Consider the following 13,928-nt stretch of genomic DNA (forward strand, 5'->3'; position numbering starts at 1 on the left):
GTGGCTTGCTGTCCGGTTTGATCGGGCAGCAATTTTCGTCGCAGGGTTTTTAAAGAATGACAAAACTAAGTAAAATTGGCTTTCCGACCGGCAACGGCCTGGCTGTTGTAGCCCTTTCACTGACCTTGCTTCTGAGCGCTTGCGACTCTGCTGAAGAACGGGCAGAAGCTCACTTCCAGGCTGGTATGGCTCATCTGGAGCAGGGCGACGTCGAACGCGCGCTGATCGAATTCAGAAATGTCTTCAAGCTTAATGGCGAACATAAAGAAGCGCGCCTGACCTATGCGCGTCTGGAACGCGAACGGGGCAATATCCCCGCCGCGTACAGCCAATACCTGCTTGTGATCGAACAGTATCCAGACAATCTGGAAGGCCATCGTGCTTTGGCCGAAATGGCATTGCAATTGGGGAATTGGGAAGACCTGAAGCGATACGGCAGCATAGCGGCGGAACTGGCGCCCGAAGACGTTGAAATCTTCGCGCTCAACAACACTCTGAGCTATTCGGAAGGCATCCAGAATGGGGATGCAAACGCGGTTGGTCTTGCTATCGGCAACGCGCAATCCTTGCTGAAGGAACACCCGGAACTTGTCGCAGCCCGGCAGATTGTCGTCGATCACCTGCTGCGTGCGGAAGAGTGGACAAACCTTCTGGCAGAGCTGGACACTGCCCTGAGTTACGCACCGGAAGAGGCCAACCTTTACGCGATCCGGCTGCGGGCGCTGCAAGAGCTGAAGAAGACCGAAGAGATTGAGACCCAGCTGAAAGAAATGATGGCGTTGTTCCCAGAGGATGCTGGCGTAGTCCAGATGCTCTTCGAACATCATCTCAATCAAAAGGATCTGGACGCCGCTGAACAAATCCTGCGCGATCAGAAAGAAGCTGACATCAGCAACCCCTTGCCCGTTCAGAGATTGGTCGCATTTCTAATCGAACATCGTGGCGCAGATGCCGCCATTGCCGAACTGGACACAGTTATCGCCGAGGGCGAAGGCAACACGCCCCGTTTCAAGACCATGCGCGCGGCGTTGAAATTTCAATCCGGAAACACCGATCAGGCTCTGGCAGAAATGCAGGAGCTGCTTGAAGACGCGCCTCGGACGACACAAACCCGCCAAAACGAAGTGGAATACGCCCGCATGCTATTTGCATCGGGCCAAGTCGACGCAGGACGCGCGTTGATCGACAAAGTACTTGAAGAAGACATTTCTCAGGCAGATGCCGTGAAATTCAAAGCCGCGTGGCTGATCGAAGAGGACAATATCGGCGATGCAATCCTGCTATTGCGCGAAGCGCTGAGCGCATCGCCACGCGACTACCAATTGATGTCTCTGATGGCTCAGGCGCATGAACGCAATGGGGACAGAGCGTTGATGGGTGAAATGCTGGCGCTTGCCGTTGAGGTTTCACAAAGTGCACCGGAAGAGACCCTGCGGTATTCGAACTTCCTGCTTCAAGGGGGGGACTACGAGATCGCGGAGAGCATTCTGGTCGAGGCGTTGAACCAGAATCCTCGGCATCCGGCTTTGCTGGTCCAGCTGGGGCAGGTCTATCTGATCATGCAGAATTGGGGGCGCCTGGATACCATTCTGGCGTCTATTCAGGCGCTGGACGATCCGGAAGCATCGCGTCATGCAAATGAACTTCGGGCGCAGATGCTGTCGGCCCAGAAAAAGACGGACGAACTGGCGTCATTTCTGAACGAACTGGCAAATGATCCCGAATTTGGATTGTCCGCAGATATTGCCCTTATCCGGCTGATGCTGACACAGGACGACGTCGCCGGTGCCACCGCGCAGCTGGATGAACTTCTGAAAGAGGACCCCGATTCGCTTATCCTTCGTTTCGTAAAGGCCCGCGCGTTGTTGAGCGACAACAAGCTGGACGAGGCAGAGCAGGTGTATCGCGGAATTCTTGAAGACAGCCCCACGACCAACAGGGCCTGGCTTGCGCTGTATCTTTTGCAGTCAGAGCGCGGCAGAACAGAACAAGCCCGGGAGACGCTGAACGCAGCGTTGCAAGTTGTGCCAGAGAACCCGGACCTGCTGATTTTCCAGGCCGCGGAACACGAACGCGCCGGAGAGCTGGACGAGGCCATCGCGGTTTATGAAAAGCTCTACCCGCTCAGCAACCGGTCGCTGGTCGTTGCCAACAACCTTGCCAGCCTTCTTACAACTCATCGTTCGGACGAAGAAAGCCTGCTTAAAGCACAGCAATTTGCGCGCCGCCTAAGGGGATCGCGCGAACCCGCTTTCCAGGAAACATATGGCTGGGTAGCCTACCGTCTGGGTAATTATGAGGAAGCTTTATCTTATCTGGAACCTGCTGCCAGCGCTTTGTCTGATCATCCGCTGGTTCTGTATCACCTGGGCAAAGCTTATGAGGCCGTCGGCCAGACGGAAAACGCCCTGCAAGCCCTCAAAGCAGCGCAGGAAATTGACGCCACTTTGGACGTAACACCAAACTTAACTGAGGAAATACAACGGCTCAGCGCCGCGGTCACCGCGGGGCAATAATGGACACCGCTGCAATTCTGCCGCATCATGCCTTCGGCGAATTCAACGGGGATTGTTTAGAAAAATAGAACAAGGCATAAAGGGGAAGAAGATGAGAGATTGTAAAATGCGGAATGCAATAGGGTCACTGATCGCATTTGTTGTAACCATGGTTGTTGCAACCAGCGCTTGGGCGCAATCCTACCAAATTCAACCAGGCGACGCGTTGCGTGTTGAAGTCCTTGAGGACCCAACGCTGAACAGAACAGTGCTGGTGTTGCCAGATGGGTCTGTCAACTTTCCATTGGCTGGAACCCTTCGGGCTGCTGGCCAGTCAACGGGCGCGCTAGGATCGTCGCTCGCTGCTGCGTTGGCACCGAACTTCAATGCTCCTCCGTCGGTATTCGTGTCGATCGCATCGCTGGCTCCGCCGCCGCTTCCGGGCGCAGTTGCCGCAACCGGTCCGACGATCGAGGTCTTTATTATGGGTGAAGTGGGCATCCCCGGAAAACATCTGGCGACCCAAGGCACAACCATCCTTCAGGTTTTGGCTCAGGCGGGTGGCCTGACAAACTTCGCGGCCCCAAAGCGCATCGAATTGCGTCGGGCTGACAATAAAACAGGCGTGATGAACAAATATACATACAATCACAACGGTTCGGGCAGTGGCATCAAAGGCAATACAGTGCTCAAACCCGGAGACGTCGTGGTTGTTCCATCTCGCCGCTTGTTCGAATAGGGGCTGACACAGGTGGAGAAATCCAAATTCAGACTTACCTCGGCACTTTGGGGTGGGGTCGCTGTTTTCACAATTATAACACCAGCGATCGGGCAGCAGACAAGTCCACGGCAATCGCCAGCGTCGACGCAACAGACGCTGGCCACCACACAACAGGCGACCGTGCAACAGACCACTGTTGCACCAACGCAAATTCAGCAGACGCCCAGTTTGCAACTGATAAGGCAACAAGCCCAGCAGAACCCTGCGCGTCAGGTCGGCCAGTTGCAAAACAATCAGCAAACCGGGGTCGGTACCGGCACCACCGTCACCCTGGATTACTTTTCGTCGCTGAGACACGATGATAACCTCCGCCTGACCGATCCTTCGCTTGGCTCTACCACTTGGTGGGAAAACGCCCTTGCCCTGAATGTCCTGCAGCAGACATCCAGTTCCAGGCTCAGTTTCGATCTGTCGGGACTTTATCGGATCGCAAATGAGCCGATCATTGGCACAGATTCCAGTTTTTCCGACCCGCTGGCGCGCCTGGACTATCAGCGTAACGGGACCAAAAGCCGGCTTGGGTTGTTGTTGGAATACCGCGAGAGGGATTTGGCCTTCAACCGGTGGTTGACTGACACCAACCTAGATGGAGTCATCGACGCATCGGACGTCATCGGAACGATTGGCGATCAGGTCAACACCCGTGCGAACCTTGATTGGGAAATTGGCCAGACCGATCCGGTCGGGTTCCTGTTCAACTACAGCCATCGAGAACGGACCTATTCCGACACGATCGATCCGAACCTGTTTGACAACAGCTACGACGATTTTGCCGCGACAACATTCTTCCGGTTCTCGCCCATCCTTCAGGCCAATCTTCGCGTCAGCTATCAAGATTTCAAAGCCGAGGACACCGTCCGGACCGACCGGCAAACCACGGTTGTTTCGACAGGTGTTACCTATAACACTTCGGCCGTTACATCGGTCAGCGCAAATGTCGGTTACAGCAAAGTTGACGATTCCGAACGTACAACCAACGTCAGCAATGTAACCGAAGATTTCGTCTGGAGTTTTGGGTGGAACAAGATACTGCCGGACGGAACCGCCGATATTTTTGTCGATCAGACATTTGGCGTCAACGGCACCAGAACAAACGCAACATTCGGGCGTAGCTTTCAGCGAGCAAATTCTTTGCTCAACGTCAATGTCGGCGCGACCAGAGGTCCGTTTGATGAAGTCACGCCAATTGGTCAGATCGACTACAGATACCAGTTGGCCAGCTCTCAGATCGGGGCGACCATACAGCGCCGGGTTGGCACCAGCACGCAGAGTGTTGAAACCCGCCAGACCCTTGCGTTCCTGACCTACGATTACGTCATCAACCCGGTATCGGGCCTGTCTTTCAGCCTCAGCTACATCGATCAGGAAGATGAAGGCAGAGCCTCCAGCAACCCACGAGAACGGGGTACGTTTAACGCGTCATACTCGCACGCGATTACCCGGGATTGGGCGATGAACGTGGGCTATCAGTATGAGTTTGATGATCAGAATGGCTTTAAAGCTACATCCAACTCGGTCTTTGTGACACTTGGACGTCGATTCACGCTTAGGCCCTGATTTTCCACGACTTATCACTGGAACTGAACTAATTGCGCCGGAACAATTCAATTGTTTCGGCGCATGATCAAAAGCGCGCGAACTGCCACCGAACAATTTAAATTCAAGTGTTTATCTAGTAAGATCGTTGGTGATGCAACGTCTCGACTCGAACGATAGCCAGGGCTCCGTACTTAAGGCAGCCCAAAGGGGCCTGCCTGCGATAAACGCGGCGGGGCTGTTCTGGTTCACCTTGCTTTTACTCGGATCTGTGCCGATTTTCTGGATCGGCATCGTCTCATTAGGCGCGGCGTGGAGCACGCCGGAATACAGCCACGGACCGCTGATCCCGATCATTTCGCTGTACCTGTTCCTGCGAGAACTGCGCCACGCCCCCACACCCTACCCCAATGTAAACGACCGCTGGCCGGGTGTGGCCGTTATTCTGGTTGCACTGTTGGTTGCTATCTTGGGCAATCTGGCCCGTATTCCGGATATCGTCACCTACGCGATGATCATCTGGGTCGGCGGCGTCATGCTGGTCGTCTTCGGGTGGGAACGGGGCAAACATCATCAGTTGCCCGTAATTCACCTGGTCTTCATGCTGCCGCTGCCCCAGTTCGTCTACTGGAAGCTTACAATCTTCCTGCAGTGGGTCTCCTCAGAGCTTGGGGTCTGGTTTGTCCAGATGGCCGGAGTCTCGGTCTTTATCGAAGGCAATGTCATCGATCTTGGCGTTTATAAACTTCAGGTGGCCGAGGCGTGTTCAGGGTTGCGCTACCTGTTCCCAATCCTAAGCTTTTCGTACCTGTTTGCTCTGCTTTACCGGGGGCCGATCTGGCACAAGGCGGTTCTCATGTTGTCTGCCGCCCCGTTAACGGTACTTATGAACTCCATCCGCATCGGGGTGATCGGTGTTCTGGTCAATCACAACGGCATCGAACAGGCAGAAGGGTTCATGCATTTCTTCGAAGGCTGGATCATCTTCCTACTTTGCGTGGCTATTCTGTTTCTGATGGCAATCGGCCTTCAGCGTCTGACACCAAATCCTCAACCCTTTGCCGAAACAATCGATCTGGACACCGAAGGGTTTGGACCCATCGCCTTGCGCATCTTCAGCATCAAGGCATCCGTTGCCATGGCCGTGGCCGCCCTTTTGACGCTTGCGGTTTCGACGGGTTGGGCGATGCGACCAGCCTCGGAAGTCCAGCCCATCGACAGAGATCCTTTCGTATTGTACCCGCGCCAGCTCGGGCCGTGGTCTGGCGCAACGACCAGTCTTGATCCCGAGGTCGAGCGCACGCTTGGGGCAAGCGATTACCTCAACGCCAGCTACATCGATACGGAGTCAGGCGACTACGTAAATATGTTCGTCGCCTTCTACGACAAACAAACCGACGGAGACGGTATTCACTCGCCTGAAGTATGCCTGCCCGTGGGCGGATGGGAGATTTTCAGCCTGGAGCCCGTCGAAATCAATCCAGGCAACACACCGTATGGCAGCTTCACCGTGAACCGCGCGGTCATTCAGAAAGAACTGTCCAAACAGCTTGTCTATTACTGGTTCGAACAGCGGGGCAAACGTATGGTCAATGATTTCCACGCCAAGCTGAGCGTTATTCAGGACGGGTTCACGATGGGCCGCACAGATGGCGCTTTGGTTCGATATGTGACTCCGATCCTGCCCGGCGAAACCGAAGCAGAGGCAGACGCACGACTCCAACGTTTCATGCAACCCAGTCTGAACCGCCTGCCGCAATTCGTTCCATTCTAGAATTCACCTCAACCGGAGCACATAACCGGCAATTTCACACTCACACCAAGGAACAAACCCACTGTTGGCCAATACAAGACGCGTATTCCGTTCTCGGCATAGTCCGCGAAAACATGATGCGTGAGGGCAACTCTGGACAACAATCTCAATACTTTAAGGTCCCTCGGGTAACAAACAGACGCGATGACTAGAATTCTGTCCTATGGAAATAACGTGCCAAAAGTCGAAACGGATATCCTGACTCATGGTGGCAAAATGCGCCTGACGGTGGTCCTCGTTCTGGTGTTCAGCTTTATTCCACTGTTGGTGACGCCTGTCCTGCCTCTGACCGATTTCTATGCGCATGTCGCGCGGTACTACGTTCTTGCCAATCTGGCGGACTCGCCAACGCTGCAGGAAAGCTACGAAACCGCCTGGCAACTATTGCCTAATTTGGGCCTCGACGTATTGGGTGTCTTTTTGATGAAGGCGCTGCCGCCGCTGCTGGCGGGAAAATTGATTGCGGGTCTGATTATTGCGGCGCCCATGGCCGGTGTTCTGTACCTGGCACATGTTCTTCACGGCAGAGTTTCGATCCTGCACGTGCTTTTGGCCGGGCTGGTTGCGTACAATCATATTCTGATCTGGGGGTTCTCCAACTTCCTGCTGGGGCTTGGGGTCCTGCTGGGCGCCACAGGATATTGGATCGCCGCCCGCGATCGACCCAGTCGGCAGTTAGCTGTGACGGTCTGCCTCGGCCTGATCTTGTTTTTCATACACGGTCTGGCATTTGCGCTGTGGGGTCTGCTTCTAGGCGCGGTCGAACTTTCCCTGGCGCGACAAGCAGGTCAGACAAGCTTGTCTGAACTTGCGCGTCGGGCGGGCCGTCTGCTGTTGGTCGCAGTCGCTCCGGTCATTCTGTTCCTTCAAACGAAAACGGTAGGAGGTGGTGCGGCCACGGCATTCACCAATTTCGTAACCCACGCAGAACAGGGAACATTGGCTACCCGTCTGGGCACCGAGGTTTCACTGAGGGCTGAAGGCATTCTGCGTGTCGTGGAATCGACGTCCCGAACAGCGGATTACGGACTTGGAGCGCTGGTCTGGGCTACATTGGCAATCGGACTGCTGGCAGGCATCTGGCAGATTGACAAACGAATGCGGCTTGCTATCGCGCTCTGCATTGTCCTTGTGGTGATCACGCCCCCCAATCTGTTCGGTGTCGGCCATCTGAGTGAGCGCATCCCGCTTTTGCTGCTGACGCTTTTGGCCGCGAGTCTGTCCCTGAATCCTCAGGCATTGAAGAAACACCAGCACACCGCACTTGTGGTGCTTGCGGCTCTGTTACTGGTTCGAAATCTGATACTGAGTGTCTCTTGGTATCAGGATGGTTTGGTCTATTCCTCTTATTTGGACGCGATGCGCCAACACGACACACGCAACTTGGGCGCAGGGGTCTATCTGGAAGGGACAGAAGACCCTGGCGCAGTGGCACCAAGCTGCATGCCGCTGCCGTTCTTGATGACCTTCAATGGGACCGCAGTGCCGACATTTGCCAACCCCACCCAGCAGCCCCTTCGTATTATTGGCAATCTTCGTGATGTGCAGGCAACCATCCGGCAGATCAACTCTCAAACCGGGCAGACGGTATCCTTTGCCCTTTCCGTTCTGGCGACCGCAAAGACGGATACCGTTGTCGTTTGCTCGACGGCCTCCTTTGCGGCCGAGATTGAGGGCTATGAGATCATCTCTGCGACCGCGCCGTGGACATTGTATCAGCGCGCTGCCGCGCAATAGCCGCATTCCGAGTTCATGATAGGATCAGCCCAGGGAATCGCAGATGACAGCAGGATTGACGCGCGAAGCCGCCAGCCAAAGCGCTGAGTTCATTGCCGACCGGGCAGGCGGGCGCGACAACAATTTCAACCTGATCCGCATTCTGGCAGCCACCGGTGTGCTGGTTTCGCACGCTTATCCATTGAGCTGGGGTATTGGCGCGACTCAGCCACTGGAAGGTTTGCTCCACGGTACGGCATTAGGAACTGTATGCGTCTGGCTGTTCTTCGCAATCTCTGGTTTTTTCATCACGCGCAGCTTTGACCGGACGCCATTGATCTCATCGTTCCTGATGGCCCGGATACTGCGTCTGTTCCCAGCGCTGGCCACGGTGTTGATTGTTACGATTCTATTTGCCGGATTTTTCCTGACCCAAGCGGCCCCATCCATCTATTGGGCCGCAACCGGAGAATACTTCATCCGAAACATTACGCTGTTCAACCTGCAATACTCGTTGCCCGGCGTGTTCGTCGACAACCCTGGCGGTGCCGGTATCAACGGATCGCTGTGGTCCTTGTCATACGAGGTCACGTGCTATGCTGGTGTCTTCATCTGCGGGGTTCTTGGTCTGCTCGGGCACCGAAAGGCGTTTGTCGGGCTGACTTTGCTGTTTTTATGTGCCTATGCCGCAACGATGGTCTTTGAGTTAAACCCGCGCATTGAACAGCTTGCACGGCTTGGATTGCCATTCATTACCGGGATGATCTTCTACTTGTTCCGAGACAACATACCGTTGTCCTGGGGAACACTTGGCGGGGTCATCGCCGTCACTGTTGCAGCGTGGTTCACGCCGCTGTTTCTGCCTGTTTTCGCAGTTGGCCTGTCCTACACCGTGTTCTTTTGCGGATACGCAAAAACGCCCTGGCTTTTGCATTACAACCGGCTGGGGGACTATTCCTATGGCGTCTACATCTATGCGTTTCCAATTCAGCAATTGGTCGCGCAGTCAGGGGTGACGACTCCGGCCATCAATATCGCGATTTCCCTACCCTTCACCTTTATCTGCGCCGTGCTGTCCTGGCATCTGATCGAGGCTCCAGCGATGAAGCTGCGGCATTGGATCAAAACTCCGAAACCGGTCAAGTCAAAGCAAACGGCGGAATAGGTCGGGTCGCCCCGCTAACCCTTCCAGATCCTCTTGTAGGCCGCAATCAGTGCGGGCACCTGATGCGGCCACGCCATCTCGGCCTCGACCCGGGCACGACCATAGCGGCCCATGGCGGCGCGACGTTCTTCATCCGCCAGTAGTTCAGTGATCTTGTCGGCCATATCCACCGGATCATTGGCCTTGGCATACAGCGACGCTTCCTGCGCCGAGAACCGGCCTTCGGTTACCTCGAATTGAACGATGGGTTTTTCGAACGCCATGTATTCAAGAATCTTGTTCATGGTAGACTTGTCGTTCATCTCGTTCACCCGGTCCGGGTTCACACAGACATCCGCAGTCGACAGGATTTCGAACAGATCATGATCGGGTGCACGGCCCGTGAAGGTGACGTAATCCGACAGACCCATATCGGCAGACTGTTCCCGAAGCTTGTCCAGGCTGGGGCCACCGCCCACAAGGCAGAATTGGATATCATCTCGGCCCTGAACCTTGACCAAATGCGCCACTGACTCCAGCAGCAGGTCGATCCCCTCCTGATCGCCCATCACACCGACATAACCCACCATGTACTTCCGCCCATTACGCCAGTCCGGGTTCGGGGGCAGGTGTTGCAACCGGCTCAGATCGGGACCCGAGCGGACGACAAAGACATCCTCGGGCGCCATGCCGCCACGTTCGATGGCGATTTTGCGATAGCTTTCATTGGTGGCAATCGACACCCTCGCCGAGGCGAAGGTCAAGCGCTCGAACGTGTTCATGAGCTTCCAGAAGAAACCACGTTTGTCGAACTTGGCCTCATATAGCTCGGGGTTGATGTCGTGGTGATCAAACAGATAGCGCACGCCAAACAGCTTGAACGGCAGCGCCACCAGAAAGATCAGATCGGGCGGGTTGCACCCATGGATAACATGGAAACCACGGGTGAACTTGATCTTGAGCGCCAGCCAGCTTTCCCAGAACAGCGCCGCGCCGTATTCCAGAAGATACCCCAACGCTCCGCTGGCATCCAACGGCAGAGGGTGACGGTAGACCTTGATTCCCTCGTCTTCCCAGACACGTTCCTCGTGCCCCTTGCCGGTGGGGCAGATGACGGAAACCACCGCCCCGGCTGCGGCCAGGGTGCGTGCCTCCATCCAAACACGGCGGTCGAAGGGCACCGGCAGGTTTTCGACCACAATCAGAACCTTGAGCCCTTTCAAAGGCTCGGTCTGGCGCAACTCGTCAAACGAGATCGGCTGAACAGCGGACACAGAGCTAGTCATATTCATAGGTTCGCACCACCTGTGTATCGCCAAGGTTCAGGTCGTCCACAATGCGGTTCGATCCAATAACAATATCCCAGGGCCCAGCCTCGGCCGTAGCGCGATCAACCAATAGGCTGCTGACTGTGGGCAGGTGGGTGAAGGCGTAACCCAGGTTCTGACCCCGCAGATCGGCTGGCCTGATCGCCGGATCATAGACCGACAACTGATACCCGGCCTGCAGCAACCGCCGCGCGATATCGACATTGGGGCTTTCCCGCAGATCGTCGGTTCCGGCCTTGAAGGCCAACCCCGCCATCAGCACTCTGCCCCCTTCAGGCACCCGGGCCATGATGTCCTGCGCTTGAAACGTCTTGTGCGCCTGGTTGGTTTGCAGCAGGCTGTCAATCAGATGCGTATGCGCGCCAACCTCACCCGCAATATGCTGCAAAGCACGAACGTCCTTTGGCAGGCAGGACCCGCCAAAAGCGCCCCCAGGACGAGTGTAATAGGCCGAGATGTTCAACTTGGTATCCGAGACGAAAATCTCATGCATGGTTTTCGCCGATACCCCCATGCGCTGGCAGATACGGCCGACCTCATTGGCAAAGGCCACCTTGGTCGCATGCCAGGTATTGTCGACGAATTTGGTGATCTCGGCCTCTTCAAAGGCCGTATAAAAAACCGGAGCCTCTAGGCCTTCGTGCATTTCGTCCATCACAGCCGATTGGTTGCCGTCCGCAGTTCCGACAACGATCTTGGGCGGGTTAAAGAAATCATCCACAGCCGAGGCTTCGCGCAGGAATTCGGGGTTATAGACAATCTCGACCGCCTTCCCGGTCTGATCACCCAGATAGCTCTGGAAGATCGGCTCGATCAACTGGCGCACCGTGCCGGGCCGGAAGGTCGAGCGATATGCCACGGTCAATGGCCGCACCCGGTCTGGCGAAACGGTTTCTGCGATCTGGCGAGTAACCTCGGCCACAAAACTCATGTTATGTGATCCATCGGTCGAACTGGGCGTACCGACACAAACAATAGCCAGATCAACATCCGACAAATCCGGCATCTCGACAGTGGCTCGGATCAACCCCTTGCCAAGCGCCGCAGTCAGCAGCTCGGCCACCTGGGGCTCTTTGATCGGAGGGTGTCCGGCGTTAATCTCCGACACCTTGTCGGCATTCACGTCAATGCCGATAACTTCGTGCCCTTCACGGGTCAGGCAGCACGCCGCTGTAAATCCCACATATCCTAAACCGAAAATCGCAATCTTCATTCCGTCACACCATATTGAAATCGGTAACTCATCAACTCAGCCACAAGAAATAGCACCACCTATTGGCATATCCGTGTAATTCTTGTCCAATTCATGACGCCGATTGAAATTATACTTTGACGCAGAATTCAATGTGCTGACATGTAAAAAGCACATCCTTGGCAAAATGGAACTAAATCGTTGCGAACCGCATATAAAATAGCACTATCAGGGTAGTTTAACCCCAGTTTTTACTGTTCCGGAATCACGATTTTCGGCTGCAAGCCAGGAATTCATGAATACGCACACCGGAAACATTGGTGCAGTATTGCTTAGTTTGTTGCGAGTATGGAAAGTTAATAGAACGTGAAGCGATCAACCGAACCGACGCCGAATGGGACCTCGTCGCGCAGCGCTGCACTGGCCGTAGGGGCCACAACCCTACTGGCCTCAAGCCTGTTCCGGCAAGTGCTGGGGCTGGTGACATTGATTGTGACCGCGCGGCTGTTGACGCCCACCGATTTCGGCATCGCGGCATATTTTCTGGTCGCCACGGCGTTTTTGGAGATGATGCAGCGTCAGATTTCCAACGTCCTCATTCGGCTCGACGATGTCACCCACGAACATCTTGAGACGGTATTCACCTTTCAGGTGATTCTGGGTGTTACGGCGGGTTTGTTGTTTTATGCTTCCAGACCATTTGTGGAGTTCATCGGGCTACCCGAACTTGTTCCACTGACGCCTCTTCTGTGTGTGCTGTCCCTGATCATCGCCATCAAGAGCCCGCGTTTTGTTCTGTACGAACGCAATCTGCGCTTCAGCTTCGCAGCCGGAGAAGAAACGTTAAGCCGGATCATCTACTCCGCCATCGCAATCAGCCTGGCCTGGTACTGGGGCAATTTCTGGGCCATCGTCGTGGCCAATTTCTGTGCATTGACCACGCGCTGCGTCTGGACATTCGGTTTTGCCCCGATGGTCCCCAAGTTGTCGCTGGCGCGCTGGCACGATTGTTTTTCGTTTTCAATCTGGTCCACCGGTGCCCTGGTCGCTCAGTTCTTTTCCCGAAACATGCCGCAGCTGATCGTTGGGGCAACTCTGGGACTTGCGGACGCCGGTGTGTTCCGGCTGGGAAATCGGTTGAGCACATTGGTTACAACGCAGCTTTTCGCCCCACTGCAACGTGTTCTGTATCCCGGGCTTGCAGATATTTCACGCAACACCAACAGACAGGACGAAACATTTAACCGGCTGAACGAGTTGCTGCTGGCCATCGTGTTGCCGGTTTCGGTTGGAATGGCACTGGTAGCCAACCACGTGGTGATCGTTGTCCTTGGCCCACAATGGCTGGCTGCGGCGCAGGTCATATGGGTTCTGGCACCACTGAAAGCATTGGAGACACTGCAAGAAAACGTCCAGTCGGCCTCTTACGTCGAAGGCTCGACCAGGATTCTGCTGATACGCAACACGTTCCTTCTGGTTGTTGTCTGCCTGTTTATGTGGGTCGGTGTGGACTATGGCTTTACCGGAGCGCTGGCCGGTGCGGGGGCAGGAAGCGCTGCCGCCATCGTTACAACTCTGTTTCTGGCAAAGCGGTATGGCAAACGCACGCTTGTTGGCCCCCTGACGGTCGCCTGGCGGTCCTTTGCTTCGACGGTTGTCATGATCGCCGCTGTTCTGTTTGTCGGCAGTGCCTATGGCAGCACCGAGGTGATCGGCTGGGCCTATGAGTCCTTCGATGACCTTCCGCTGTTACGAATTCGGTTCATTGTGAAGGTTCTGGTTGGGGCTGCGGCCTATGTTGGCACTCACCTGTTGCTCTGGCAGCTGTCGAAACGGCCTGACGGTGTAGAAAGCGCTGTGTTCAGGCTGGCGGGAAAGATGCGCAGACATGTCTTTCACTGAGAATATACCGGAAAGCCCCGG

9 protein-coding genes are annotated in these 13,928 nt (G+C 55.3%); 7 read left to right on the forward strand and 2 right to left on the reverse strand.

Features of this window, described 5'->3' with window-relative positions; translation table 11 throughout:
- Positions 1–56 precede the first annotated feature (56 nt).
- The 6 genes from ACP0GE_RS09805 to ACP0GE_RS09830 all read left to right on the forward strand — a co-directional run bounded on the left by ACP0GE_RS09805 (position 57) and on the right by ACP0GE_RS09830 (position 9,506).
- A complete protein-coding gene (locus tag ACP0GE_RS09805) occupies positions 57–2,516 on the forward strand; it encodes a tetratricopeptide repeat protein (protein WP_424831765.1) in 2,460 nt (819 codons plus the stop codon).
- A 106-nt stretch (positions 2,517–2,622) separates the two neighbouring features.
- Positions 2,623–3,234, forward strand: coding sequence for a polysaccharide biosynthesis/export family protein (locus ACP0GE_RS09810; protein ID WP_424831766.1), 612 nt, complete (start codon positions 2,623–2,625; stop codon positions 3,232–3,234).
- A 210-nt stretch (positions 3,235–3,444) separates the two neighbouring features.
- A complete protein-coding gene (locus tag ACP0GE_RS09815) occupies positions 3,445–4,833 on the forward strand; it encodes a hypothetical protein (RefSeq protein WP_424831767.1) in 1,389 nt (462 codons plus the stop codon).
- A gap of 133 nt (positions 4,834–4,966) precedes the next feature.
- A complete protein-coding gene (gene xrtD / locus ACP0GE_RS09820; RefSeq protein ID WP_424831768.1) occupies positions 4,967–6,586 on the forward strand; it encodes a VPLPA-CTERM-specific exosortase XrtD in 1,620 nt (539 codons plus the stop codon).
- Positions 6,587–6,769: 183 nt separating this feature from the next.
- The gene (locus ACP0GE_RS09825; RefSeq protein ID WP_424831769.1) at positions 6,770–8,362 is read left to right on the forward strand and encodes a hypothetical protein; all 1,593 of its coding nucleotides are present in this window, start codon (positions 6,770–6,772) and stop codon (positions 8,360–8,362) included.
- 43 nt (positions 8,363–8,405) lie between these two features.
- Positions 8,406–9,506, forward strand: coding sequence for an acyltransferase family protein (locus ACP0GE_RS09830; RefSeq protein ID WP_424831770.1), 1,101 nt, complete (start codon positions 8,406–8,408; stop codon positions 9,504–9,506).
- A 14-nt stretch (positions 9,507–9,520) separates the two neighbouring features.
- Here ACP0GE_RS09830 and ACP0GE_RS09835 read toward each other — a convergent pair whose 3' ends face one another.
- Together ACP0GE_RS09835 and ACP0GE_RS09840 are read right to left on the reverse strand one after the other, a co-directional pair.
- Positions 9,521–10,777, reverse strand: coding sequence for a glycosyltransferase family 4 protein (locus ACP0GE_RS09835; RefSeq protein WP_424831771.1), 1,257 nt, complete (start codon positions 10,775–10,777; stop codon positions 9,521–9,523).
- On the reverse strand, positions 10,764–12,026 hold the full coding sequence (locus tag ACP0GE_RS09840; RefSeq protein WP_424831772.1) for a nucleotide sugar dehydrogenase: 1,263 nt from the start codon (positions 12,024–12,026) through the stop codon (positions 10,764–10,766). The genes ACP0GE_RS09835 and ACP0GE_RS09840 overlap by 14 nt, the downstream gene beginning before the upstream one ends.
- A 345-nt stretch (positions 12,027–12,371) precedes the next feature.
- Between ACP0GE_RS09840 and ACP0GE_RS09845 the strand changes: the two genes are divergently transcribed.
- Positions 12,372–13,907, forward strand: a complete 1,536-nt coding sequence (locus ACP0GE_RS09845) for an oligosaccharide flippase family protein (RefSeq protein ID WP_424831773.1) — start codon at positions 12,372–12,374, stop codon at positions 13,905–13,907.
- Positions 13,908–13,928: the final 21 nt, after the last annotated feature.

This window comes from Ruegeria sp., assembly GCF_965243365.1.
Classification (GTDB): Bacteria; Pseudomonadota; Alphaproteobacteria; order Rhodobacterales; family Rhodobacteraceae; genus Ruegeria.